Annotated in this window: 24 protein-coding genes; 21 read left to right on the top strand and 3 right to left on the bottom strand. The window is 69.8% G+C overall.

What is annotated here, in order from left to right:
- The first annotated feature begins 32 nt into the window (after positions 1 to 32).
- Both ABIQ69_RS14140 and ABIQ69_RS14135 read left to right on the top strand, forming a co-directional pair.
- A complete protein-coding gene (locus ABIQ69_RS14140) occupies positions 33 to 863 on the top strand; it encodes an aldo/keto reductase (protein ID WP_350347768.1) in 831 nt (276 codons plus the stop codon).
- Positions 864 to 907: 44 nt separating this feature from the next.
- Entirely contained in the window at positions 908 to 2,296 is a 1,389-nt protein-coding gene (locus ABIQ69_RS14135) for an MFS transporter (RefSeq protein WP_350347767.1), read from the top strand.
- Here ABIQ69_RS14135 and ABIQ69_RS14130 read toward each other — a convergent pair.
- Positions 2,235 to 2,759 (bottom strand): hypothetical protein, encoded by a 525-nt coding sequence (locus tag ABIQ69_RS14130; protein WP_350347766.1) that lies wholly within the window; start codon positions 2,757 to 2,759, stop codon positions 2,235 to 2,237. The two genes, ABIQ69_RS14135 and ABIQ69_RS14130, sit on opposite strands and share 62 nt — an antisense overlap.
- Positions 2,760 to 2,931: 172 nt before the next feature.
- On the opposite strand from ABIQ69_RS14130, the gene ABIQ69_RS14125 reads away from it, so the two are divergent.
- From ABIQ69_RS14125 to ABIQ69_RS14085, 9 genes are all read left to right on the top strand, one after another.
- The gene (locus ABIQ69_RS14125) at positions 2,932 to 3,993 is read left to right on the top strand and encodes a LacI family DNA-binding transcriptional regulator (RefSeq protein ID WP_350347765.1); all 1,062 of its coding nucleotides are present in this window, start codon (positions 2,932 to 2,934) and stop codon (positions 3,991 to 3,993) included.
- 325 nt (positions 3,994 to 4,318) lie between these two features.
- Entirely contained in the window at positions 4,319 to 5,059 is a 741-nt protein-coding gene (locus ABIQ69_RS14120; protein ID WP_350347764.1) for an L-ribulose-5-phosphate 4-epimerase, read from the top strand.
- 159 nt (positions 5,060 to 5,218) lie between these two features.
- Positions 5,219 to 6,295: a multiple monosaccharide ABC transporter substrate-binding protein gene (chvE, locus tag ABIQ69_RS14115; protein WP_350350024.1), complete on the top strand. Its 1,077-nt coding sequence runs from the start codon at positions 5,219 to 5,221 to the stop codon at positions 6,293 to 6,295.
- Between the two features lie 84 nt (positions 6,296 to 6,379).
- Positions 6,380 to 7,909, top strand: coding sequence for a multiple monosaccharide ABC transporter ATP-binding protein (gene mmsA, locus ABIQ69_RS14110; RefSeq protein WP_350347763.1), 1,530 nt, complete (start codon positions 6,380 to 6,382; stop codon positions 7,907 to 7,909).
- Positions 7,910 to 7,946: 37 nt separating this feature from the next.
- On the top strand, positions 7,947 to 9,206 hold the full coding sequence (gene mmsB, locus ABIQ69_RS14105) for a multiple monosaccharide ABC transporter permease (RefSeq protein WP_350347762.1): 1,260 nt from the start codon (positions 7,947 to 7,949) through the stop codon (positions 9,204 to 9,206).
- A gap of 185 nt (positions 9,207 to 9,391) precedes the next feature.
- Positions 9,392 to 10,132: an L-ribulose-5-phosphate 4-epimerase gene (locus tag ABIQ69_RS14100; protein WP_350347761.1), complete on the top strand. Its 741-nt coding sequence runs from the start codon at positions 9,392 to 9,394 to the stop codon at positions 10,130 to 10,132.
- Positions 10,129 to 11,742, top strand: coding sequence for an FGGY-family carbohydrate kinase (locus ABIQ69_RS14095; protein ID WP_350347760.1), 1,614 nt, complete (start codon positions 10,129 to 10,131; stop codon positions 11,740 to 11,742). Before ABIQ69_RS14100 ends, ABIQ69_RS14095 begins: the two co-directional genes overlap by 4 nt.
- A gap of 79 nt (positions 11,743 to 11,821) precedes the next feature.
- Positions 11,822 to 13,345 (top strand): L-arabinose isomerase, encoded by a 1,524-nt coding sequence (gene araA / locus ABIQ69_RS14090; RefSeq protein WP_350347759.1) that lies wholly within the window; start codon positions 11,822 to 11,824, stop codon positions 13,343 to 13,345.
- 28 nt (positions 13,346 to 13,373) lie between these two features.
- Positions 13,374 to 14,432, top strand: coding sequence for a LacI family DNA-binding transcriptional regulator (locus ABIQ69_RS14085; RefSeq protein WP_350347758.1), 1,059 nt, complete (start codon positions 13,374 to 13,376; stop codon positions 14,430 to 14,432).
- 11 nt (positions 14,433 to 14,443) lie between these two features.
- Here the strand turns inward: ABIQ69_RS14085 and ABIQ69_RS14080 are convergent, their stop codons facing one another.
- Positions 14,444 to 14,818, bottom strand: a complete 375-nt coding sequence (locus ABIQ69_RS14080) for a glyoxalase superfamily protein (RefSeq protein WP_350347757.1) — start codon at positions 14,816 to 14,818, stop codon at positions 14,444 to 14,446.
- 121 nt (positions 14,819 to 14,939) lie between these two features.
- On the opposite strand from ABIQ69_RS14080, the gene ABIQ69_RS14075 reads away from it, so the two are divergent.
- The 4 genes from ABIQ69_RS14075 (at position 14,940) to ABIQ69_RS14060 (ending at position 19,248) form a co-directional block, all read left to right on the top strand.
- Positions 14,940 to 15,515: an HhH-GPD-type base excision DNA repair protein gene (locus ABIQ69_RS14075; RefSeq protein ID WP_350347756.1), complete on the top strand. Its 576-nt coding sequence runs from the start codon at positions 14,940 to 14,942 to the stop codon at positions 15,513 to 15,515.
- A 113-nt stretch (positions 15,516 to 15,628) separates the two neighbouring features.
- Positions 15,629 to 17,077, top strand: a complete 1,449-nt coding sequence (locus tag ABIQ69_RS14070; RefSeq protein WP_350347755.1) for a sensor histidine kinase — start codon at positions 15,629 to 15,631, stop codon at positions 17,075 to 17,077.
- The gene (locus tag ABIQ69_RS14065) at positions 17,074 to 17,745 is read left to right on the top strand and encodes a response regulator transcription factor (RefSeq protein WP_350347754.1); all 672 of its coding nucleotides are present in this window, start codon (positions 17,074 to 17,076) and stop codon (positions 17,743 to 17,745) included. The genes ABIQ69_RS14070 and ABIQ69_RS14065 overlap by 4 nt, the downstream gene beginning before the upstream one ends.
- 132 nt (positions 17,746 to 17,877) lie before the next feature.
- On the top strand, positions 17,878 to 19,248 hold the full coding sequence (locus ABIQ69_RS14060; protein WP_350347753.1) for an acyltransferase: 1,371 nt from the start codon (positions 17,878 to 17,880) through the stop codon (positions 19,246 to 19,248).
- Here ABIQ69_RS14060 and ABIQ69_RS14055 read toward each other — a convergent pair.
- A complete protein-coding gene (locus ABIQ69_RS14055; protein WP_350347752.1) occupies positions 19,191 to 19,988 on the bottom strand; it encodes an alpha/beta fold hydrolase in 798 nt (265 codons plus the stop codon). The genes ABIQ69_RS14060 and ABIQ69_RS14055 overlap by 58 nt on opposite strands.
- 514 nt (positions 19,989 to 20,502) lie before the next feature.
- On the opposite strand from ABIQ69_RS14055, the gene nrdH reads away from it, so the two are divergent.
- The 6 genes from nrdH to ABIQ69_RS14025 all read left to right on the top strand — a co-directional run bounded on the left by nrdH (position 20,503) and on the right by ABIQ69_RS14025 (position 25,382).
- A complete protein-coding gene (gene nrdH / locus ABIQ69_RS14050; protein ID WP_350347751.1) occupies positions 20,503 to 20,736 on the top strand; it encodes a glutaredoxin-like protein NrdH in 234 nt (77 codons plus the stop codon).
- Positions 20,737 to 20,816: 80 nt separating this feature from the next.
- Positions 20,817 to 21,233, top strand: coding sequence for a class Ib ribonucleoside-diphosphate reductase assembly flavoprotein NrdI (nrdI, locus tag ABIQ69_RS14045; protein WP_350347750.1), 417 nt, complete (start codon positions 20,817 to 20,819; stop codon positions 21,231 to 21,233).
- A gap of 26 nt (positions 21,234 to 21,259) precedes the next feature.
- On the top strand, positions 21,260 to 23,365 hold the full coding sequence (nrdE, locus tag ABIQ69_RS14040; RefSeq protein ID WP_350347749.1) for a class 1b ribonucleoside-diphosphate reductase subunit alpha: 2,106 nt from the start codon (positions 21,260 to 21,262) through the stop codon (positions 23,363 to 23,365).
- A 49-nt stretch (positions 23,366 to 23,414) separates the two neighbouring features.
- Positions 23,415 to 24,434 carry a class 1b ribonucleoside-diphosphate reductase subunit beta gene (gene nrdF, locus ABIQ69_RS14035; protein WP_350347748.1) on the top strand — a complete coding sequence of 340 codons (1,020 nt, stop codon included), beginning with the start codon at positions 23,415 to 23,417 and terminating at the stop codon, positions 24,432 to 24,434.
- A gap of 228 nt (positions 24,435 to 24,662) precedes the next feature.
- The gene (locus ABIQ69_RS14030) at positions 24,663 to 25,097 is read left to right on the top strand and encodes a GNAT family N-acetyltransferase (RefSeq protein ID WP_350347747.1); all 435 of its coding nucleotides are present in this window, start codon (positions 24,663 to 24,665) and stop codon (positions 25,095 to 25,097) included.
- A 126-nt stretch (positions 25,098 to 25,223) separates the two neighbouring features.
- A complete protein-coding gene (locus ABIQ69_RS14025) occupies positions 25,224 to 25,382 on the top strand; it encodes a hypothetical protein (RefSeq protein ID WP_350347746.1) in 159 nt (52 codons plus the stop codon).
- Positions 25,383 to 25,388 lie beyond the last annotated feature (6 nt).

The raw sequence follows: 25,388 nt of genomic DNA, 5'->3' as shown, positions 1-25,388 counted from the left end.
CATCCGCCGCCCGTGTGCGTGAGGATGGAGCAATGACCGTTCCCGAGTATGCGCTTCGTGACGGAAACCGGATCCCCGCCCTCGGCCTCGGCACCTACGGCCTGAACGAGCAGCCGGGGGTCGAGGCGATCCTCTCGGCGATCGACGACGGCTACCGGCTCCTCGACACCGCCTACAACTACGGCAACGAGGACGTCGTGGGCGAGGCGATCGCCCGCACCCCGGTCGACCGCAGCGATCTCGTGATCACCACGAAGCTGCCCGGGCGTCAGCACGGCTACGACGAGGCGCTCGCGAGCTTCGAGGAGTCGCGCAGGCGGCTGGGGCTCGAGTGGGTCGACCTCTACCTCATCCACTGGCCGAATCCCAGCGTCGACAAGTATGTCGAGACCTGGCGCGCCATGATCACGCTCCGCGAGAAGGGCCTCGTGCGCTCGATCGGCGTCTCGAACTTCACCGAGGGGATGCTCGAACGGCTCGAGCGCGAGACGGGGCTCATGCCGGTGGTGAACCAGGTCGAGCTGCACCCGTACTTCCCGCAGGCGGCGTTGCGCGCCTTCCATGACGAGCACGGCATCCGCACCGAGAGCTGGAGCCCGCTGGCCAAGCGCAGCGAGCTGCTCGGCGAGCCGGTCATCACCGAGCTCGCGGCGCGGTACGGTGTGACGCCCGCCCAGATCGTGCTCCGCTGGCACGTCGAGCTCGAGGCGATCCCGATCCCGAAGTCCGCCGACCCCGAGCGGCGCAAGGCGAACCTCGACGTCTTCGGCTTCGGCCTGCAGCCCGAGGAGGTCGAGGCGATCTCCGCACTCGAACGAGGCCGCCTCTGGGGCGGCGACCCCGAGACGCACGAGGAGATGTGAGGCGGCTTGACTTCGAGCGTCCTTGAAGTCCTAGGGTCGAGCGGGTGACCGAAGCTCCCTCCAGCCCGCCCGTCCAGTCGCGCACCGAGGTCGCTGCGGGGGTGTTCTCCTCGCCGCATCGCTGGCTCAGCCTGGGCATGTTCGCCCTCATCTTCCTGGCGGCGTTCGAATCGCTCGCCGTGACGACGGTGATGCCGCTCGTGGCCGACGACCTCGACGGCTGGTCGCTGTTCGCCGTCGCCTTCGCGATGCCGCTGGCCTCCGGCGTCGTCGGCATGGTCATCGCCGGCAACTGGGCCGACCGCAGCGGACCCTTCGCGCCGCTCGTCGCCTCCGCCGGCGTGTGGCTCGTCGGCGTCCTCATCGCCGGCACCGCGGTCACGATGGAGATGCTCGTCGTCGGTCGCTTCGTGCACGGCCTCGGCGGGGCCGCCGTCACCGTGCCGCTCTATGTCATCGTCGCCCGGGTCTACCCCGAGCGGCTGCGGGCCAAGGTGTTCGCCGGCTTCGCCGCGGCGTGGGTGATCCCCTCGATCGTGGGGCCCGCGCTCGCGGGGCTCATCGCGGAGGCGACGAGCTGGCACTGGGTGTTCCTCGGCGTCATCGTGCTCGTGCTGCCGGTCGCCGCGATGGTCGTGCCGCCGCTCGTCCGAGCGCGTGATCGCCTCGCCGGCGACCCGTCGGTGCCGTGGAGCGGGAGCCGGCTCGCGTGGTCGGCGCTCGCGGCGGTCGCAGCGCTCGCGCTGGGGCTCGCGAAGGAGTTCCCCGACCCGTGGCGCGCGGTCGTCGCGATCGGGGCGATCGCGCTCATCGTCGTCGCGGTGCGCCCGCTGCTGCCCGCAGGCACCCTCGTCGGCCGTCGCGGCATGCCGGCCACGGTGCTCGTGCGCGCCGTCGTCGCGGCGGCGTTCTTCGCCACCGAGGTGTATCTGCCGGCCATGTTCCGCGAGGAGTACGGGATGTCGCCGAGCCTCGCGGGCGCCGTGCTCACGGGTGCGGGCATCAGCTGGGCGTTCGCCTCATGGCTGCAGGGCCGGCTCATCGACCGGGTCTCCAACACCGCGGCGGTGCGCATCGGCAGCGCGGCGCTCGTGGTCGCGCTCGCGGTGGTGCTCGCGGTGGCGGTGCTGCACTGGCATCCCGCGCTCGCGTTCGCCGCGTGGACCCTCGCCGGAGCCGGCATGGGATTCATGTACCCGCGGTTCTCGGTGGCCGTGCTGGAGCTCTCGCCGCAGCAGGCGCAGGGGTTCAACTCGGCCGCGCTCACGATCGGGGAGTCGCTCGGCGCCTCGACGTCGATCGCGATCACCGCGCTCGTGGCCAGCGTCCTCGCCGCGGGCGGCTACACGACGGAGTTCGCCGTGACCGTGGTCATCGCCCTCGCGGCGGTGCTGCTGGCCCCTCGGGTGCGGCCGGCGGTCGAGGCGGCGTAAGACTGCGGCCCGCCAGGAACTCGATGAACTCGACGGCGGGCGCCTCGAGCACGGGCCCGGTGCCGAACTCCCAGTCGGCGTCGGTGGCCCGCAAGGTGTGGCCGCGGGTGACGGCCTTGATCTCGGTCGGCGCCTTCGCCGCGAGGTAGAGCGCGACGGCGCCGCCCGTACGCGGCGCGAGCGCGACGTCGACGGATGCCTCCCGCGCGAGCGCGAGCAGATCGAGCACCGCTCGGGTGAGCAGGCGCACGGGCACCTTGCGGCGGGCGGCCGCCTCTGCGCCGAGCGCGTGCAGCCCGGCGGCGAGGGCTTCGGCCGCATCCGAGGCGGGCGCTGCGGCGGCGGTGATCGCCTCGGCCTGGGCGAGGACGCCGGCGAGCTCGGCGCGCCAGTCGGAATGCACGTCGGACTCGTCGCGGCGCTCCTTCCAGCTGAGCGGCAGGTTCCTCATGTAGTCGGACACCGGCCCATTGTCCCTCCGGAGGGCGCCTGCCGGTGACTCGGGGGGACGGGCGTGGGGCATCCCGGTCATGTGACCGTCACATGTGTGACCGTCACATGCCGCCCAGGGACTGGGGCATACTGGTGCCTGGCGCGTGTGACCGTGCACATGCCGCTTCCCGAACGAGGTCGCCGTGACAGCAGAGCCGCAGCGGGGCCGGGCCCCCAGCATCCGGGATGTCGCGCGCCTCGCCGGCGTCTCGCACCAGACCGTCTCGCGCGTGCTGAACCACCACCCGAGCATCCGGCCCGAGACCAAGCAGCGCGTGCTCGACGTCATGGCCGAGCTGCAGTACAAGCCGAACCGGGCGGCCCGCGCGCTCGTCACGAGCCGCTCACGGACGATCGGCATCCTGTCGTCCTCGCTCACCAGCACCCAGTACGGGCCGGCCTCGAGCATCGCCGCCATCGAATCGGCCGCGCGCGAGGCGGGCTACTGGGTGAGCACGGCGAACATCGAGGCCACCGACGAGGCGTCCATCGCCGACGGCGCCGCCCATCTCGCGGCCCAGGGCATCGAAGGGCTCGTCGTCATCGCGCCGCAGGTGCGGGTGTTCGACACGCTCGCCCAGCTCTCGATCGATGTGCCGTACGTGACGCTGCAGTCCACCGGCCGGGACCCCGATCACGCGCTCTCGGTCGACCAGATCGCCGGCGCCCGGCTCGCGACCCGGCACCTCATCGAGCTCGGCCACCGCAACATCTACCACCTCACCGGCCCGCAGGACTGGATCGAGGCTGAGGCGCGCATGCGCGGATTCCTCGAGGAGATGAGCGCGCAGGACGTGCCGACGACCGCGCCGATCCTCGGCGACTGGACGGCCGACTTCGGCTACCACGCGGGCCGCGAGCTGCTGACGGTACGCGACTTCACCGCGATCTTCGCCTCGAACGACCAGATGGCGCTCGGGCTCATGCACGCGATCCGCGACGCCGGGCTCGAGATCCCGCGGGACGTGTCGATCGTCGGCTTCGACGACATCCCGGAGGCGGCGCACTTCTGGCCGCCGCTCACGACCGTGCGACAGGACTTCGCCGAGCTCGGGCGCCGCTGCGTCTCGCTGCTGCTGGGCGCGACGGGTGAGAGCGCCGGCACCGCCGGCGGTGGCGGGGATGCCGGGGCCGAGCCCCCGGCACCGATCACGATCGTGCCGGAGCTCATCGTGCGCGGATCCACCGGCGCGCCCGCGTTCTAGCTCGCCGCCGCTCACCTGCCGGCGCACGCCCCGAGTCCGCCCACGTTCCGGCCACGTTCCGCTCGCGTTCCGCTCGCGTTACCGATCCGTGATCGCACCGAGTTGACATCCCGAACGCGCTTGTGGCTAACATGGGCAACGCCATGTGAACGGTCACATCGGAGCCGCCCGAGCGAACAGCCCGGGCACGAGGCATCCCGACCGCTCACCGGCCGACGCCCCATCGCACCGCCCCTGACGAAGGAGTCCACGTGTCCGCCGCCCCCGTCGCGCACGAGCATCGCCCCGGCGACCGCCTCGCCCGCACGACCGTGGAGGGCCCGCGATGAGCACGTTCGGGCCGCAGATCGAGGTCGCCATCGCGCGTGTCCGCGCCGAGGTCGCCCGGCTGCATGGGGAGTTGACGCGGTATGGCCTGGTGGTGTGGACGGGTGGGAACGTGTCGGGTCGGGTGCCTGGTGCGGAGTTGTTCGTGATCAAGCCGTCTGGTGTGTCGTATGACGAGTTGGCGCCGGAGAACATGATCTTGTGCGATCTGGACGGGAACGTGGTCGAGGGCACGCCTGGGGCTGAGCGGTCGCCGTCGAGTGATACGGCGGCGCATGCGTATGTGTATCGGAACATGCCCGAGGTGGGGGGTGTGGTGCATACGCATTCGACGTATGCGACGGCGTGGGCGGCGCGGGGTGAGGAGATCCCGTGTGTGATCACGGCGATGGCGGATGAGTTCGGGGGTCCGATTCCGGTGGGGCCGTTCGCGATCATCGGTGATGATTCGATCGGTCGGGGGATCGTGGAGACGTTGCGGGGGCATCGGTCGCGGGCGGTGTTGATGCAGAATCACGGGCCGTTCACGATCGGGGCGAGTGCGAAGGATGCGGTCAAGGCTGCGGTGATGGTCGAGGATGTCGCGCGGACGGTGCATCTGGCGCGTGAGGCGGGGCCGTTGATCCCGATTCCGCAGGACTCGATCGATCGGTTGTACGACCGGTACCAGAACGTCTACGGCCAGGCCGGAGACGCACGACGGGCCACCGCCGGAGCCACCGGCGCGGCCCCCACATGAGACTTGCTGCCACCGCACGGTTGGCGCGAGGGAGACGGCTTGCATGGACGTGGCCGGATCCGACTGTCACCAAGACAACGACGTCCATTTGACACAGTGAAAGGACACACCGTGAAGAACGCGAAGAAGGTGCTCCTCGCGACGATCGCGGCCGGTTCGATGCTCGCGCTCGCCGCGTGCTCGGGCGGCGGCAACGGCGGCGGCGAGGGCGGCGGCGACGGCGGCCTCATCGGCGTCGCGATGCCCACCAAGAGCTCGGAGCGCTGGATCCAGGACGGCGACGCCGTCAAGGAGCAGCTCGAGGAGCAGGGCTTCAAGGTCGACCTGCAGTACGCCGAGGACGACATCCCCACCCAGGTCTCGCAGATCGAGAACATGATCACCAAGGGCGCCGAGGCGCTGATCATCGCCTCGATCGACGGCACCACGCTGTCGGAGGTGCTGCAGACCGCGGCCGACGCCGACATCCCCGTCATCGCCTACGACCGCCTCATCCGCGACTCGGAGAACGTCGACTACTACGCCACCTTCGACAACTTCAAGGTCGGCGAGCAGCAGGCGTGGTCGGTGCTGAACGGCCTCGGCCTCACCGACCTCGAGGGCAACCCGACCGACGGCGCGCCCGCCGGCCCGTTCAACATCGAGCTGTTCGCCGGTTCGCTGGACGACAACAACGCCTTCTTCTTCTTCGACGGCGCCATGAGCGTGCTCCAGCCGTACATCGACGAGGGCACCCTCGTCGTGAAGTCGGGCCAGACCGACATCGAGCAGGTCGCCACGCTCCGCTGGGACGGCGAGACCGCCCAGAGCCGCATGGAGGACATCCTCACCGCGGACTACTCCGACGGCTCGAAGGTGAACGCGGTGCTCTCGCCCTACGACGGCATCTCGCGCGGCATCATCTCCGCCCTGACCGACGCCGGCTACACCGTCGGCGACGGCTGGCCGATCATCTCCGGCCAGGACGCCGAGCTCGACTCGGTCAAGGCGATCAACAGCGGCGAGCAGTACGCGACCATCTTCAAGGACACGCGTGAGCTCGCCTCGGTGGCCGTCGACATGGCGACCGCCCTGCTGAACGGCGAGGAGCCCGAGGTCAACGACACCGAGACGTACGACAACGGCGTGAAGGTCGTGCCGTCGTACCTCCTCGACCCGGTGATCGTGGTCAAGGACAACATCACCGAGGTCCTGGTCGACAGCGGCTACTGGACCCAGGAAGAGATCGACGGCTAGTCCGTCTGCGCAGACCGGCCGGTGGGGGGACTACGCTTCCCCCACCGGCAGGTCTCGTCACTCGGCAACGGAGCAGGAGCAAGGATGACCACCAACATTCTCGAGATGCGCGGCATCACGAAGACCTTCCCCGGTGTGAAGGCGCTCTCGAACGTCCACCTTGAGGTGCAGCGCGGCGAAGTGCACGCCATCTGCGGCGAGAACGGCGCGGGCAAGTCCACCCTCATGAAGGTGCTGTCGGGCGTCTACCCCCACGGCACCTACGACGGCGACATCGTCTTCGAGAACGAGGTCGTGGAGTTCAAGGACCTCGGCGACTCCGAGGCCAAGGGCATCGTGATCATCCACCAGGAGCTCGCGCTCAGCCCCTACCTCTCGATCGCCGAGAACATCTTCCTGAACAACGAGCAGACCGGTCGCGGCGGCCTCATCGACTGGAACAAGACCAACTTCGAGGCATCCAAGCTGCTCGCCCGGGTCGGGCTCCGCGAGAACCCGACCACCAAGATCATGGACATCGGCGTCGGCAAGCAGCAGCTCGTCGAGATCGCCAAGGCCCTGTCGAAGGAGGTCAAGCTCCTCATCCTCGACGAGCCCACGGCCGCCCTCAACGACGAGGACTCCGACCACCTGCTCGACCTGATCCTGCACCTGAAGGGGCAGGGCATCACGTCGATCATCATCAGCCACAAGCTGAACGAGATCAAGAAGGTCGCCGACTCGGTCACCGTCATCCGCGACGGCAAGACGATCGAGACGATCGCGAAGTCCGAGGTCACGGAAGACCGCATCATCAAGGACATGGTGGGCCGCGACCTCGAGCACCGCTACCCCGACCACACGCCCCACCTCGGCGAGGAGCTGCTGCGCGTCGAGGACTGGACCGCGCACCACCCGCAGGACACCTCGCGCGTCGTCGTCGACAACGTCAACCTGCACGTGCGCGCTGGCGAGATCGTCGGCATCGCCGGCCTCATGGGCGCCGGGCGCACCGAGTTCGCGATGAGCCTCTTCGGCCACTCCTACGGGTCGAAGATCTCGGGCAAGGTGTTCCTCCGCGGTCAGGAGATCAAAACCCGCACCGTGTCCGAGGCGATCGAGAACGGCCTCGCGTACGCCACCGAGGATCGCAAGACCTACGGGCTCAACCTCATCGAGGACATCAAGCGGAACATCTCGATGGCGTCGCTGAAGAAGCTCGAGAAGGGCGGCCTCGTCCACGACAACGAGGAGTACAAGGTCGCCACCGAGTTCAAGCGCTCGATGAACATCAAGGCGCCGAACGTGCTGGTGAAGACGGGCAAGCTCTCGGGCGGCAACCAGCAGAAGGTCGTGCTGTCGAAGTGGATCTACTCCGACCCCGACGTGCTCATCCTCGACGAGCCGACGCGCGGCATCGACGTCGGCGCGAAGTACGAGATCTACACGATCATCAACCGCCTCGCGGCCGAGGGGAAGGGCATCATCGTCATCTCCTCCGAGCTGCCCGAGCTGCTCGGCATCTGCGACCGCGTGTACGCCCTCTCCGAGGGCCGCATCACGGGGGAGCTTCCGATCGAGGAGGCCACGCCCGAGGCGATGCTCAAGCTCATGACCATGGAAAAGCCCCGCTGACCCCGCGTACGCGGACCCGCATCCCAGGAGACATCCGATGACGAATCCCACCCCGACCCAGACGCCCACGGGGCCGACCGGCGAGTCGACCGCCGCCGGTGCGAACATCAACCCGGTCGACAACAAGTTCACCGCGTGGCTCAGCCACGTGCTCGGCGACCTCGGCAAGAACGGCATCTTCATCGCGCTCATCGCGGTGGTCGTGCTGTTCTCGATCCTCACCGACGGCATCCTGCTTCGGCCGCAGAACATCTCGAACCTGATCGTGCAGAACGGGTACATCCTCGTGCTCGCGATCGGCATGGTGATGGTCATCATCGCCGGCCACATCGACCTGTCGGTGGGCTCGGTGGCGGCGTTCGTCGGCGCCTGCTCCGGCGTGTTCGCGGTGCAGTGGGGCCTGCCGTGGTGGCTCGCGATCATCCTCTCGCTCGCCATCGGCGCGCTCGTCGGCGTCTGGCAGGGCTTCTGGATCGCATACGTCGGCATTCCGGCGTTCATCGTGACGCTCGCGGGCATGCTCATCTTCCGCGGTCTCGCGCTCGTCGTGCTCGGCAACGCGAACATCGGCTCGTTCCCGACCGAGTACCGTGCGCTCGGCAACGGCTTCCTCTCGAACGTGTTCGGCGAGTTCGAGCTCGACCCGCTGACCCTCGGCGTCGGCGCGCTCGCGATCATCGCGCTCGTCGTGCAGCAGGTGCGCACCCGCCGCGGCCGCCAGAAGTACGGCCAGGACGTCGAGCCGATGACGTGGTTCATCACGAAGCTCGTCCTCGTCTCGGCCGCGATCGCCTTCTTCGCGTACGCGCTCGCCTCGTACAAGGGCATCCCGATCACGCTCATCGTGCTCGCCGTGCTCGTGCTCGTCTACGGCGTGGTGATGAACCGCACCGTGTTCGGCCGCCACATCTACGCCATCGGCGGCAACCGCCACGCGGCCGAGCTGTCGGGCATCAAGACCCGCCGGGTCGACTTCTGGCTGTTCGTCAACATGGGCGTGCTCGCCGCGCTCGCGGGCCTCATCTTCACCGCGCGTCTGAACCTCGCGGGTCCGAAGGCCGGCGACGGGTTCGAGCTCGAGGCCATCTCGGCCGCCTTCATCGGCGGCGCGGCGGTGCAGGGCGGCGTCGGCACGATCGGCGGCGCGATCATCGGTGGTCTGATCATCGGCGTGCTGAACAACGGCATGTCGATCATGGGCATCGGCATCGAGTGGCAGCAGGCCGTGAAGGGTCTGGTGCTGCTGCTCGCGGTCGCCTTCGACGTGTACAACAAGCGCCGCTCCGGCGGTCGCTGACCCGACCGAAGGTCCCACGGTCCCGACGGGCCCTCGCCGCAAGGCGGGGGCCTGTCGTCGTGCGTGCCGGCGGTGTCGGGCGCGGGTTGGCTCGCAGCTTCGTTAGCGCTAACATCGACATGTTCGCGCGAACGAGTGCCCGCTGCTGTGGAGGCGGCGGGCACTCGGCCATCCGAGGAGAGCCAATGGAGTCCACATCCGAGATCGAGGCGGCGATCGCGCAGGTGCGCGCGGACGTTGCGGCCCTGCATGGGGAGTTGACGCGGTATGGCCTGGTGGTGTGGACGGGTGGGAACGTGTCGGGTCGGGTGCCTGGTGCGGAGTTGTTCGTGATCAAGCCGTCTGGGGTGTCGTATGACGAGTTGGCGCCGGAGAACATGATCTTGTGCGATCTGGACGGGAACGTGGTCGAGGGCACGCCTGGGGCTGAGCGGTCGCCGTCGAGTGATACGGCGGCGCATGCGTATGTGTATCGGAACATGCCCGAGGTGGGGGGTGTGGTGCATACGCATTCGACGTATGCGACGGCGTGGGCGGCGCGGGGTGAGGAGATCCCGTGTGTGATCACGGCGATGGCGGATGAGTTCGGGGGTCCGATTCCGGTGGGGCCGTTCGCGATCATCGGTGATGATTCGATCGGTCGGGGGATCGTGGAGACGTTGCGGGGGCATCGGTCGCGGGCGGTGTTGATGCAAAATCACGGGCCGTTCACGATCGGGGCGAGTGCGAAGGATGCGGTCAAGGCTGCGGTGATGGTCGAGGATGTCGCGCGGACGGTGCATCTGGCGCGTGAGGCGGGGCCGTTGATCCCGATTCCGCAGGACTCGATCGATCGGTTGTACGACCGGTACCAGAACGTCTACGGCCAGGCCGGAGACGCACGACGGGCCGGCCCGGCCGGCCAGAGCGGAGAGGCGCCACGATGAGCGAACCCACCGAGACCCCGACGGATGCCACGACGGAGGCCATCCTCGCCGGCCGCACATCACTCGGCATCGAGCTCGGCTCGACCCGCATCAAGGCCTGCCTGGTCAACGCCGACCGGCCGACCGAGGTGCTCGCGGTCGGCAGCCACGAGTGGGAGAACGCGTTCGTCGACCGGCGCTGGACCTATTCGCTCGAGGCGGTCTGGTCGGGGCTGCAGGCGGCGTACGCCGACCTCGTCGCCGACGTCCAGCGCCGATACGGAGCGGTGCCCGAGACGTTCGGGGCCGTGGGTGTCTCCGCCATGATGCACGGCTATCTCGCCTTCGACGCTCAGGGCGAGCTGCTCGTGCCGTTCCGCACGTGGCGGAACACGTCGACCGGCCCGGCCGCGGCGGAGCTCAGCGCGCGCTTCGGGCTCAACATCCCGCTCCGCTGGTCGATCGCGCACCTGCACCAGGCGGTGCTCGACGAGGAGCCGCACGTGCCGCAGATCGCGTTCCTCACGACCCTCGCGGGCTACGTGCACTGGCGGCTCACCGGCCGGAAGGTGCTCGGCGTCGGCGACGCATCCGGCATGTTCCCGATCGACTCGGCCGCGACCGACTACGACGCGGCCCTGCTCGACTCGTACGACGAGCTGGTCGCGGGCACCGCGCTGCCGCTCCGGCTTCGCGATCTCCTGCCCGAGGTGCTGCCCGCGGGCCGGGCGGCCGGCGAGCTGACGGCCGAGGGCGCGGCGCTGCTCGACCCGACGGGGGCGCTGCGCCCCGGCATCCCGTTCTGCCCGCCGGAGGGCGACGCCGGCACCGGCATGGTGGCGACCAACTCGGTCGCGCCGAGGACCGGCAACGTCAGCGCGGGCACCAGCATCTTCGCGATGGTCGTGCTCGAGCGCCCGCTCGCGCACGCGCACCACGAACTCGACCTGGTCACGACGCCCGCCGGGGACCCGGTGGCGATGGTGCACTGCAACAACGGCGCGAGCGAGCTCGCCGCGTGGGCTGGCCTGTTCGGCCGGTTCGCCGAGGCCGCCGGGCAGCCGGCGGGCTCCGACGCGGTGTTCGAGGTGCTGTTCCGCGAGGCGCTCGCAGGCGAGCCCGACGCCGGCGGGCTGCTCGCGTACAACACGCTGGCGGGCGAGCCCATCGCGGGCCTCGACGAGGGTCGGCCCATGGTCGTCCGCACGCCCGACAGCCGCTTGACCCTCGGCAACTTCATGCGCGCCCAGCTCTACGGGGTGTACGGCACGCTCGCGCTCGGCATGCGCGTGCTCGGGGGCGAAGGCGTCGAGCTCGACCGGATGTTCGCCCACGGCGGCATCTTCCGCACCGCGGGCGTCGCCCAGCGCTTCCTCGCCGGGGCGCTCGACGCGCCCGTCGCCGTGGGAGAGACCGCGTCCGAGGGTGGGGCGTGGGGCATCGCGGTGCTCGCGTCCTACCTCGCCGAGGCCGATCTGCCGCTCGGCGACTACCTCGACCGGCGCGTCTTCGCCGAGGCGGGCTTCGAGACCGTCGAACCCGCGGCCGAGGATGTCGCCGGCTTCGCCGCCTACCTCGACCGCTACCGGGCCGGCCTCGCGGCCGAGGCCGCCGCGGTCACGGCACTCTGAACGGCGACCCGAGCCCAGCCCGAGCCGCCGCGACTGACCCGTCCCCACCGACCACCCACGACTCGCACCAGGAGATCCCATGCCCCGCACCCCGCTCACCACCTCGCTCGACGGCTACGAGGTCTGGTTCCTCACCGGCAGCCAGCACCTCTACGGCGAGGAGACCCTGCGCCAGGTCGCCGACCAGTCGCGCACCGTCGCCGAGACCCTCGACGCCGCCGGCGACGTGCCCGTGAAGGTCGTCTGGCTGCCGGTGCTCACCGACTCCGCCGCGATCAAGCGCGTCATGCTCGAGGCGAACGCCGCGCCGAACGTCATCGGCGTCGTCGCCTGGATGCACACGTTCAGCCCGGCGAAGATGTGGATCGCGGGTCTCGATGCGCTGCAGAAGCCGCTTGCGCACCTGCACACGCAGGCGAACGTCGAGCTGCCCTGGGGCGAGATCGACTTCGACTTCATGAACCTGAACCAGGCCGCCCACGGCGACCGGGAGTTCGGCTACATCCAGTCGCGGCTCGGCGTGCCGCGGAAGACGATCGTCGGCCACGCGAGCGACCCGCGCGTGCAGCGCGAGTTCGGCACGTGGCAGCGGGCGGCGGCGGGGCTCGCGGCATCCCGCGACCTGAAGCTCGCGCGCTTCGGCGACAACATGCGTTTCGTCGCGGTGACCGAGGGCGACAAGACCGAGGCCGAGCTGCGGTTCGGCGTGCAGGTGAACACGTGGGGCGTGAACGAGCTGGCCGACGCGGTGCACGCGGCGTCGGACGCCGAGATCGACGAGCTGGTCGCGGTCTACGAGGACGAGTACGACGTCGCGCCCGAGCTCCGCCGGGGCGGCGCGCGACACGACTCGCTGCGCTACGGCGCCGCGATCGAGCTCGGCCTCCGCTCGTTCCTCGAGGAGGGCGGCTTCGGCGCGTTCACGACGAGCTTCGAAGACCTGGGCGCGCTGCGCCAGCTGCCGGGCCTCGCGGTGCAGCGCCTGCAGGCCGAGGGCTACGGCTTCGGCGCGGAGGGCGACTGGAAGACCGCGGTGCTCGTGCGCATCGCGAACGTGATGGGCGCCGGCCTGCCCGGCGGGGCGACCCTCATGGAGGACTACACGTACGACCTCACGCCGGGCGACGAACTCATCCTCGGTGCGCACATGCTCGAGGTCGCGCCCTCGATCACCACGAAGAAGCCGTCGCTCGAGATCCACCCGCTCGGCATCGGCGGCAAGGAGGACCCGGTGCGCCTGGTCTTCACCGCCGGCCCCGGCCCCGCGGTCGTCGTCGCACTCTCCGACATGCGCGACCGGTTCCGCCTCACGGCGAACGTGGTCGAGAACGTCGCGCCGCGCGAGCCGCTGCCGAAGCTGCCCGTTGGCCGCGCGATCTGGAAGCCGGCGCCCGACTTCCAGACCTCGACCACCGCGTGGCTCACGGCCGGCGCCGCCCACCACACGGTCATGACGACCGCAGTCGGCGTCGACGTGTTCCGCGACTTCGCCGAGATGGCGGGCGTCGAGCTGCTCGTGATCGACGAGGACACCACGATCCGCGGGTTCCAGCGCGAGGTGCGCTGGAACCAGGCGTACTACCGCCTCGCGCAGGGCCTCTGAGCGCGGCCGGGTACGCGAGGATGGTCTGATGACCGAGACGGATGCCACGAGCCGGGCGGATGCCGCGGCCGGGGCATCCGTCTCGTCGTCGGTGCCGACCATGTTCGACGTCGCCCGCCGCGCCGGGGTCTCGCACATGACCGTCTCGCGCGTGCTGAACCGGCGGAGCGGGGTCGCCGAGGCGACCCGGCAGCGGGTGGAGCAGGCGATCGCGGAACTGAACTACGCGCCCTCCCCGACGGCGCGGGCCATGGCGAACCGTCGGTCGGGGCAGATCGGGCTCATCCAGGCGGGCCGGCCCGACTACGGCCCGTCGAGCGCGGCCCTCGGCTTCAACGAGGCCGCCCGCGCCGGCGGATACACGGTCAGCCAGGTCAGCATGCGAGCGGTCGATGCCGAACCGTTGACGCAGGCGGTGCACCGGCTCGTGCTGCAGCGCGTCGAGGCGATCGTCGTCATCTCGGGCGAACGCGAGGCCGTGGAGATCTTCCGAGGCATCGACGCCGGGCTGCCGATCGTGGCGGTGGCCTCCGAGGAGGAGCCGGGCCTGCACCGGGTGTCGATGGACCAGTACGCGGGCGCGGTGGCGGCGACCGAGCACCTCATCGCGCTCGGGCACCGCGAGATCCGGCACGTCACGGGGCCGGCCGATTCGATGGATGCCGCCGAGCGGCGCCGCGGCTGGGCCGACGTGCTCCGCCGCCACGGCCTGCCGGCCTCGCAGGCGCTGCCCGGCGACTGGCTGCCCGGCTCCGGCTACGCCGCGGGGCGGGCGCTGCTCGCCGATGAGCAGGCGACCGCCGTGTTCGTCGGCAACGACCAGATGTCGCTCGGGCTCCTCGCGGCGTGCCGCGAGGCCGGCGTGGCGGTGCCCGAGCGGCTGAGCGTCATCGGCTTCGACGACATCCCCGAGGCGGCGTTCTTCGCGCCGCCGCTCACGACCATGCGGCAGGACTTCGACCGCCTCGGCCGCGACATCATGGCGGCGGTGCTGGCCGCGCTCGACGGCGCCCCGGCCGACGCGGTGCGGCCGGCGCTGGTGCCCGAGCTCGTGGTGCGCGCGAGCACCGCGCCGCCGCACGGCTGAGCGGGCGGCGCTCAGTCCCGCGGCGGCAGCTGCTGGAGCGTCCAGCGGTTGCCGTCGGGGTCCTTCAGCGTGACGAAGCGGCCCCAGGCCTGCTCGTCGACGCCGTCGGCCTCGACGCCCTTGGCCCGGAGTTCGGCGAGCGCGGCATCTGCGTCGGGGATCACCACCTGGATGACATCGAGCGACCCCGGCTCGATCGTGCTGCCGAGGCCCTCGCCGATCGCGATCGAGCAGGCGGAGCCTGGCGGGGTCAGCTGCACGAATCGCAGGCTCTCGGTGACCCGCTGGTCGTAGTCGGCGTTGAAGCCGAGCTTGTCGACATAGAACGCCTTCGCGCGGTCGACGTCGGTGACGGGCACGAAGATGAGTTCGATCTTCCAGTCCATGAGTGCGATCCCTTCGACGAGGTGCGGTGGGTCCATCCGACCGCGTACGGCCAGTGTCGCGAAGCATCCGGCCGGTTTCCGTCCGCTTTGGCGACGGAATCGCCGGTGGGAGGATGGGCGCATGGCACTGCACATCACGGATGACCCGGCCGCCGACGAGCTGCTCGGCTCCGACCCGTTCGCGCTCCTCGTCGGCATGCTGCTCGACCAGCAGGTCGCCATGGAGACCGCGTTCGCGGGCCCGCAGAAGATCCGCGACCGCCTCGGCACGGTCGACCCGGCGACCATCGCCTCGACCGACCCCGACCGGCTCGTCGAGCTGTTCCGCCAGCCGCCGGCCGTGCACCGCTACCCCGGATCGATGGCGGGACGCGTGCAGGCGCTCGCCGCGGCCGTGCGAGACGACTGGGGCGGCGAGGCATCCGCCATCTGGACCAGGGGCGAGCCGACGGGCGCCGAGGTGCTGAAGCGGCTGAAGGCGCTGCCCGGCTTCGGCGAGCAGAAGGCGAAGATCTTCCTCGCGCTCCTCGGCAAGCAGTGCGGCCTCGAGGCGCCCGGCTGGCGCGAGGCGGCCGGCGCCTACGGCGAAGAGGGCTCGTTCCGCTCGGTCGCCGACATCGTGAGCCCCGAGTCGCTCGCCAAGGTGCGCGCGACCAAGCAGGCGGCGAAGGCGGCCGCGAAGGCCGCGAAGAACTGACGGATGCCCCGTCCGCCGGCGCGCCGAGCGGGGGGAGCCCGGTACGACGGTAGGGGGACGGAATGGCTCACCGGAGGGATGCGCCGCCGGGTGGTGACGAACAGGCTGGGGACATGATCGCCACCACCGCGCCCGAACCACCGCACTCGCCCGAGCCGCCGCGGTCGCGCCCGGCCCCCGAGCCGCCGCTGCCGCCCGAGCCGCCGCGCCCGACGGCCCCCGGAGCGGCCGTCGATGGAGAGCCGGATTCGGCCGCCCCGCGACGCAGGCTCATCGACAGCGACGCGTGGCCGTCGACGATCATCCTCGGGTTCATCGTCATCAGCGCCGCGGTGCCGCTCTTCGCGGTCTCGGTGCCGCTCGACGCGACCATCTACGGCGTGCACGTCGCCATCGCCTTCGCGATCGCGCTGCTGCAGGCCGGAAGCCTGCCGCTCGCCCTGCGCTGGCCGTGGATCGCGGTGGCCGCGTTCCTCGTCGGGCAGGCGCTCTTCGGCCTGTTCGGCGCGGCGCCGGCCAGCACGCCGTGGCCCGTGAGCGTGCCGCAGATCATCCTCCTGACGCTGCTCGTCGGCTTCCTCGCCTGGCGCAGCCACGCCCTCGTCTCGCTCGCACTCTGGGCGGGCATGATCGCCGTGCCGCTCGGCCTCGCGTTCCTGCCCGACCGCGGCACCACGCCAGAGGGCGTCGTGGCGAACCTGGTCACGAGCGCGGCGATCACCGCGATGGCCCTCGGCGTCGGCCGCGCCATCGCCGTCAGCCAGCGCCGCTTCGCCGTCGCGATCGACGAGGAGCGCCGGGCCGGCGCCGTCGAGCACGAGCGGCGGCTCATCGCGGAGGAGCGCACGCGCATCGCCCGCGACCTGCACGACGTCGTCGCGCACCGCATGTCGGTGATCCAGGTGCAGGCCACGAGTGCGCCGTACCGGCTGCCGGGGCTCGACCCGGCGGTCGCCGGGGAGTTCGCCGAGATCGCGCAGGGGGCCCGCGATGCGATGGCCGAGATGCGGGAGTTGCTGGCTGTGCTGCGCGATCCCGATGCGGATGCCGCGACCGCGCCGCAGCCCGGCATCGACGACCTCGACGCGCTCGTCGCGAGCGTCCGGCACGCCGGCCTGCCGGTGACGGCGTTCATCGAGCGCGACCTCCCCGGCGGCACGGTCGTCGGGCAGGCCGCGTACCGCATCGTGCAGGAGGCCCTCAGCAACGTGCTGCGCCATGCGCCCGGCGCCACGACGACGGTCACCGTGGTCGAGGAGCACGGACGCGTCGTGGTCGAGGTGGTCAACGATGCGTCGGTCGCCCGGTCCGGGGCATCCGATGGCGTCGAGCCGACGGACGCCGAAGTGGGTGCCGCTGGATCGGCCCCCGACGTCGACGGGGTCGGCGGCGGTGTGAGCCGGCCGGGTCACGGACTCGTCGGCATGCGCGAGCGCGCCCGCCTCGCGGGCGGCGCGCTCGAGGCGCGTCCCGTCGTCGGCGGCGGGTTCCGGGTGCGCGCGGTGCTCCCCGGGGGCGCGCGAGCCGCGGCATCGACCACCGCACGACGGGAGGCTCCGTGACGATCACCGTGCTCATCGCCGACGACCAGGCGATGGTGCGCGCCGGGTTCGCGGCTGTGCTCGACGCGCAGGACGGCATCAGCGTCGTCGGGCAGGCCGCCGACGGCGCCGAGGCGGTGCGGCTCGCCCACGAGCTCCGGCCCGACGTCGTCGTGATGGACGTGCGGATGCCCGGGATGAACGGCATCGACGCGACCTCCGCATTGCAGACCCCGCCGCGCTCGAGCGACTACGTGCCGAGGGTGCTGATGCTCACCACCTTCGACATCGACGAGTACGTGCATGCGGCGCTCCGGGCGGGGGCGAGCGGATTCCTCCTGAAAGACGCGCTGCCCGACGAGGTCGCGCGCGCGGTGCGGGTCATCGCAGCGGGGGAGGCGCTGCTCGCGCCGAGCGTCACACGCCGGCTCATCGAGGAGGTGGCGCAGCAGGCTCCCGCGCCGGCCGTCGACGAGCATCTCCTGGCCTCCCTCACCGCCCGCGAGCGCGAGGTGCTCGAGCTCGTCGCCCGCGGCCGCTCGAACCAGGAGATCGCGGCCGAGCTGTTCATCGCCGAGCAGACGGTGAAGACGCACGTGAGCAAGATCCTCCAGAAGCTCGGGCTTCGAGACCGGGTCCACGCGGTCGTCTTCGCCTACGACACGGGTCTGGTCCGCCCCGGCACCTGAGCCGCCCCGACCGGGAGCCGCCCGTACCGGGGTAGGGGGCGCGAACGGCTCCGGCGGGTGATGCCCGGCTCGGTACCGCGTTCCTAACCTGCCCGGGCAGGGCGGAGACGCCGCCCGGGTGAGGAGCCTCCCGTGACGCTGATCGCAGGCCGGGCCGCCCCGGCGGACCCTTCCGAGCCGGAGAGGGTGGCGGCTGCCGGCCGCTCCGGACGCGACGCCGGCATCGACGCCGCGCGTGCCGCATGCCTCGTCGTCGTGTTCGTGCTGCACGCGATGATGGTCGGTGTGAGCGTCGGACCCGACGGGCCCGTCCTCGAGAACGCCATGGAGGGCTGGGCGGGGTTCGCACCCGCCACCTGGATCGTGCAGGTCATGCCCCTCTTCTTCGTCATCGGCGGGTACGCCGGCTGGACGGCGTGGCACCGGCTGCGGGAACGGGGCGGCACGCCGGCCGAGTTCGTGCGCGGGCGACTCGCCCGGCTCGTGCGGCCGGCCATCGCGCTGGTCGTCGTCGTGGCCACCGCGCTCGCCGGCCTGGTGCTCGCGGGCGTGCCGGCGGAGGTGGTCGCCACGGCGGGCTTCCGCATCGGTCAGCCGCTGTGGTTCCTCGCGGTCTACCTCGCCTGTACCGCGCTCGTGCCCGCGATGGCGCGCCTGCACGAGCGGTATCCGCTCGTCACCTTCGGCGCGCTCCTCGCGGCCGTGCTGGCGGTCGACGTGCTCCGCTTCGCGACGGGCGTCGAGGGCATCGGTTTCGCGAACCTGCTCTTCGTGTGGCTGCTGGTGCAGCAGCTCGGCTTTCTCCTCGCCGAGGGCCGGGTCGATCGGATGCCTCGTCGCACGCGCCTCCTCGTCGCCGCCGTCGCCGTGGCTGTGCTCCTCGTGATCACGCTCGCGGGCCCCTATACGCCCGACCTGTTCCAGAACCTCAACCCGCCGACCGTCGCGCTCGTGCTGCTCGGCGTGGCGCAGCTCGCGCTGTTCTCGCTGGTGCGCGACCGGCTGCGGAGCTGGGCGGTGCGGCCGGCGCCGGCTGCGCTCGTCGGCCGGTTCGGCGAGTGGGGGATGACCCTCTACCTCTGGCACCTGCCCGCGTTCGTCGGTCTGGCGGCCGGGCTGCTGGTGCTGCACGAGGTCGCCGGAGTCGCGCTGCCCGTGCCGCTCACGCCCGAGTGGTGGATGAGCCGCCCGCTGTGGCTCGTGGGCGCTGCGGTCGCGACCGCCCTGCTCGTGCGGGTGTTCGCCCGGTTCGAGCGAGGCGGCACGGGCCGAAGCGTCGCGGCACCCCGCACGCGGGTCCGCGTGCCGGTCTGGCTGGCGGTGCCCGCCGGCATCGTCGGGGTCGGCGTGGCGCTCGTCATCGGCTTCGCGCCGCTGCCCGCGCTCGCCGCGGTGGTGCTGCTCTGGATCGCGCTCGCCGGATCTCGGGCGCCCGCCGCCGCTGCTCAGCCGACGAGGAACTCCGCGATGGTGAGCGCCATCGAGCGCGGCTCCCACCGGTGATCCGATGCCTCGATCTCGCGGAGTTCGGCGTGCGGCAGGTTCGCCACGAGCGACTCGGCGGCCGGACGCATGACGTCGAGCGTCTCGGTGCCCACGAGGACGAGCGTCGGTGCGGCGATGCCGGCCCAGAGCGCTGAGCGGGCCGCGGACTGCGTCCACGCCAGCGACTCGGTGTCGGGTTCGAGGCTCGCCGCGAGCCCGGTCATCACCGGCCATGCGTCGCTCCGCCTCGCGCCCTCGACCCACTCGGGCGGCATGCCGTGCATGAAGTAGCGGATGGTCGCGTCGGCATCGCCCGCGGCGAGGTGCTCGCGCAGGCCGGCGAGCGAGTCGGCGCCGTCGGTGCCGAGTTCCTCGTCGAGCGGCACCTCGAAGACGACGAGCTTCGAGACCGGGAGCCCGGCAGCGGCGGCGGCGAGGGCGATCGACCCGCCGGAGGAGTTGCCGACGAGCGCGACGGCGTCGTCGGTGCCCTCGGTGAGCTCGTCGACGAGGGCGCGCAGGTCGTCGAGCGTCTGAGCCAGGGTGATCGGCGGATCGGCCGGGCTCTCGCCGCGGCCGCGGCGGTCGTAGCGCACGACCTCGAAGCCGCGTTCGGCGAGCAGCCGCTGCAGCTCGGCGGTGGCCGGGTCGAAGGCGCGGAACTGGAACGCCCCGTCGACGAGGATCACCGGCGGGCCCGCTCCCTCGCGGTCGAATGCGATGCGCGTGCCGTCGGCACTGGTCACGTATTCGGTCATCTCGCCCCCTCGCGTGCACCGTCAGGGTATGCCGATCGGATGCCGCGCGCGAGGGGGTTCCGTGCCGATCCAGGGGCGTGCGGGACACGTCGACGACGCGGTGCCGGATGCCGGCCGCGACACGCGGACGAGGCATCCGGCGATGTCGGCGGGTGGTGGCACGATGAGTCTCACAACACCATATGTAGGGGTCCGGGGCGGGTCATCGCCCCAGGTGTCGGGGTCGGCGACACGCCGCGACACGCCGGGGATTCCATCCACATCCGAGAATCTGCGATTCGTTCCAGGTGTGGATAACCAGCGGCTCGCCCTTGAGAATCCGCCGGTCACCGGGGCATCCGGCTGGGGATGGATTGTGGATGATCCGGTGGAAAACTACATGAATGTAACTACTGCATCTTGGGGTCGTTCTCTTGGGCGAACACAAGATGTAGTATTGAAGAACACCACGCACCACCAGCACCACCGGGGGAATCGGCTCCTCCAGGAGCCACGAAACGACGAGGGGAACCACATGACGGTCACGGTCTACACGAAGCCTTCCTGCGTTCAGTGCAACGCGACGTATCGCGCCCTCGACAGCAAGGGAATCGAGTACGAGGTGCTCGACCTGTCTGTCGACGAGAGCGCCCTCGCGCACGTCAAAGAGCTCGGGTACCAGCAGGCGCCGGTGGTCATCACCGACGAAGACCACTGGTCCGGCTTCCGTCCCGACAAGATCGCCGAACTGGCCTCCCGCCTGGCGTAGGTCCCCGCTTCCCGGGTCTCGGCGCGGGCGGGCGGAAGCCGCCGGCCGCATCGAGACCACGGGATGACGCAGAGGATGCCATGACGAACCTGGTCTACTTCTCGAGCGTCTCGGGGAACACGCAGCGCTTCATCGAGAAGCTCGGCCGCCCCGCGGCCCGCATCCCGTTGCATGCGCGTGACGAACCGCTGCACGCGGACGAGCCCTTCGTGCTCGTCGTGCCCACCTACGGTGGCGGCGACGGCAAGGGCGCCGTCCCGAAGCAGGTCATCCGGTTCCTGAACGACCCCGAGAACCGCGCACTCATCCGCGGCGTGATCAGCGCCGGCAACACCAACTTCGGCACCGCCTACGGCCTCGCCGGCGACATCATCGCCGCGAAGACGGGCGTGCCCCACCTGTACCGCTTCGAAGTATTCGGAACACCCGACGACGTCCGCGCCGTCGACGAGGGATTGGACGCATTTTGGCACACGCAACCGCAACTGACGGCGTAGCGCTCATGGAGGCGCCGCGCCAGGCGATGGACTACCACGCTCTGAACGCGATGCTGAACCTCTACGGCCCCGACGGCAAGATCCAGTTCGAGAAAGACCGGGAAGCGGCGCGGGAGTACTTCCTGCAGCACGTCAACCAGAACACGGTCTTCTTCCACTCCCTCAAGGAGCGCCTCGACTACCTCGTAGAGAAGGAGTACTACGAGAAGGACGTGCTCGACCAGTACTCGTTCGAGTTCATCACCAAGCTCAACGACCTGGCGTACTCGAAGAAGTTCCGCTTCGAGACCTTCCTCGGCGCGTTCAAGTACTACACGAGCTACACGCTGAAGACCTTCGACGGCAAGCGCTACCTCGAGCGCTTCGAAGACCGCGTCGTGATGACCGCCCTCGGCCTCGCGCAGGGCGACGAGCAGCTCGCGATCGACCTCGTCGAGGAGATCATCGGCGGCCGGTTCCAGCCCGCCACCCCGACCTTCCTCAACACGGGCAAGGCGCAGCGCGGCGAGCTCGTCTCCTGCTTCCTGCTCCGCATCGAAGACAACATGGAGTCGATCGCCCGCGGCATCAACTCCGCGCTCCAGCTCTCCAAGCGCGGCGGCGGCGTCGCGCTGCTGCTGTCGAACATCCGCGAGTCGGGTGCGCCGATCAAGCAGATCGAGAACCAGTCCTCGGGCATCATCCCCGTGATGAAGCTGCTGGAGGACTCCTTCAGCTACGCCAACCAGCTCGGCGCGCGCCAGGGCGCCGGCGCGGTGTACCTCTCGGCGCACCACCCCGACATCATGCGGTTCCTCGACACCAAGCGCGAGAACGCCGACGAGAAGATCCGCATCAAGACGCTCTCCCTCGGCGTCGTCGTGCCCGACATCACGTTCGAGCTCGCGAAGAACAACGAGGACATGTACCTCTTCTCGCCGTACGACGTCGAGCGCGTCTACGGCAAGCCGTTCGGCGACGTGCCGATCACCGAGCACTACCGCGAGATGGTCGACGACGCCCGCATCAAGAAGACGAAGATCAACGCGCGCGAGTTCTTCCAGACCCTCGCCGAGATCCAGTTCGAGTCGGGCTACCCGTACATCGTCTTCGAAGACACGGTGAACAAGGCGAACCCCATCAAGGGCCGCATCAACATGTCGAACCTGTGCTCGGAGATCCTGCAGGTCAACACCCCGACGACGTACAACGAGGACCTCTCGTACGACCAGATCGGCAAGGACATCAGCTGCAACCTCGGTTCGCTGAACATCGCGCTGACGATGGACGGGCCCGACTTCGGCAAGACCGTCGAGACGGCGATCCGCGGCCTCACCTCCGTGTCGAACCAGTCGCACATCTCGTCGGTGCGCTCCATCGAGGACGGCAACGACAAGTCGCACGCCATCGGCCTCGGCCAGATGAACCTGCACGGCTACCTCGCCCGCGAGCGGATCTTCTACGGTTCGGAAGAAGGCATCGACTTCACGAACATCTACTTCTACACGGTGCTGTTCCACGCGCTGCGCGCGTCGAACAAGATCGCGATCGAGCGCGGCGAGACGTTCGAGGGCTTCGAGGACTCGAAGTACGCCTCGGGCGAGTTCTTCCGCAAGTACACCGACCAGGAGTGGACGCCGGCGACTGCGCGCGTGCAGGAGCTGTTCGACGCCTCGGGCGTGCACATCCCCACGCAGGAGGACTGGCGCGAGCTCGAGGCATCCGTTCGCGAGCACGGCATCTACAACCAGAACCTGCAGGCGGTGCCGCCGACCGGCTCGATCTCGTACATCAACAACTCGACGGCGTCGATCCACCCGATCGCGTCGAAGATCGAGATCCGCAAGGAAGGCAAGCTCGGCCGCGTCTACTACCCGGCCGCGTTCATGACGAACGACAACCTGGAGTACTACCAGGACGCCTACGAGATCGGCTACGAGAAGGTCATCGACACCTACGCCGCGGCGACGCAGCACGTCGACCAGGGCCTCTCGCTCACGCTGTTCTTCAAGGACACGGCCACCACGCGCGACATCAACAAGGCGCAGATCTACGCGTGGAAGAAGGGCATCAAGACCATCTACTACATCCGGCTGCGGCAGCTCGCGCTCGAGGGGACCAACCTCGAGGAGTGCGTCAGCTGCATGCTGTGAGCTTTGCTCAATTTCTCGGATGCCACGCCAGGACTGAAGGACTAGACGGATGACTCTCACCGACCCGGTGAACTCGGCCAAGAACGACCCCGCGCACGGCGGCAAGATCAAGCTCATCGACCACGTCAACGCGATCAACTGGAACCGGATCCAGGACGACAAGGACCTCGAGGTCTGGAACCGGCTCGTCGGCAACTTCTGGCTGCCCGAGAAGGTGCCGCTGTCGAACGACGTGCAGTCGTGGAACACGCTGACGCCCGAGGAGCAGGTGCTCACCATGCGGGTGTTCACGGGGCTCACCCTGCTCGACACCATCCAGGGCACGGTCGGCGCGGTCGCGCTCATCCCCGACGCGCTGACCCCGCACGAGGAAGCGGTGTACACCAACATCGCGTTCATGGAGTCGGTGCACGCCAAGAGCTACTCGTCGATCTTCTCCACGCTCTGCTCGACGAAGGAGATCGACGACGCGTTCCGCTGGTCGGTCGAGAACGAGAACCTGCAGAAGAAGGCCTCGATCGTCATGGAGTACTACCGTGGCGACTCGCCCCTGAAGCGGAAGGTCGCCTCGACCCTCCTCGAGAGCTTCCTGTTCTACTCCGGCTTCTACCTGCCGATGTACTGGTCGTCGCGGGCGAAGCTCACCAACACGGCCGACCTCATCCGCCTCATCATCCGCGACGAGGCCGTGCACGGCTACTACATCGGCTACAAGTTCCAGCGCGGACTCGAGCTCGTGAGCCAGGCCGAGCGCGACGACATCAAGGACTACACCTTCTCGCTGCTGTACGAGCTCTACGACAACGAGGTGCAGTACACGCAGGACCTCTACGACGGCGTCGGCCTGACCGAGGACGTGAAGAAGTTCCTGCACTACAACGCCAACAAGGCCCTCATGAACCTCGGCTACGAGCCGATGTTCCCGAAGTCCGTCACGGACGTGAACCCGGCGATCCTCTCCGCGCTCTCCCCGAACGCCGACGAGAACCACGACTTCTTCTCGGGGTCGGGCTCGTCGTATGTCATCGGCAAGGCCGTCAACACGGAGGACGAGGACTGGGACTTCTGAGTCGTCATGCGTGAGTGAACCGGCGTGGATCCTCTGGGATCCACGCCGGTTCGCTGTGAGCTGGACTGTCACAAACCGCCGCGCGCCACGGTCATTCTCTTCGAGAAGGGGTTCGGCCGAGTCGCGAGGTAAGAGCGGGAGCACCGGGTTTCAGGCGGCCTTCAGGGTTGCGCCAAGCAGACCGCGACTGGTCCCACCCGCCGCCGGACCCTCAGGAATGGAGCGGATATGAGCACGGCAGCTGACGGATTCCGGCTGGAGTACCCGGACGGCGCGGGGTATCCCGACGGGGCCGGCTTCCTCGACGAGGGAACCGCCGACCTGATCGACGAGGTGACCGCAGGAGCGTTGCGCGACGTCGACACACCGTCGGCGGAAACCGAGCAGGAGATCGCGGTGCATCGCCTGGACGGTCGACCGGTCTACTCCGCGACGCTCGGTGACCGTGAGATCGCGAGCATCCGGTTCCGCCAAGAAGCGGGGCGAGTGATCGTCGTCGCGACGACGGTCGATCCGGAGTTCCGCGGCCGTGGAATCGCCGGAGCGTTCATCGCCGATGTCCTCGACGACTTCCGGTCGCGCGGTCTCAAGGTGACCGCTGAGTGTCCGGTCGTCTCCGCGTTCATGGCGAGCAACCGGCAGTTCTCCGACCTCGAGGGCTGACCCCGGGTCGCCGGATTGTGTTGCCCGGCGGCCGGCATGTCGAAAACGTCGCAACTCGTTCGTTGAGCTGCTGAGGGCGACCAAGATCCGCCCCGGACGGGAGGTCTCGGCATGCGAGCAGCGCGCTTGACGGCCGAGGACGAATCGGAATATGCCGACCGCATACGTGAGTTGCGGCTGGCGATACGGCAGCGGCGACAGGCCCGCCGCCGCGCATTCTGGGTCGGCGTGAGAGAGCTGGTGCTCTCGATCCCCGCCGCGATCCTCATGCGCATCGGCGGGTGAACGGCT

The organism is Agromyces sp. G08B096, from assembly GCF_040267705.1.
Lineage (GTDB): Bacteria > Actinomycetota > Actinomycetes > Actinomycetales > Microbacteriaceae > Agromyces.
This window is presented reverse-complemented; position numbering and strand designations above follow the sequence as displayed.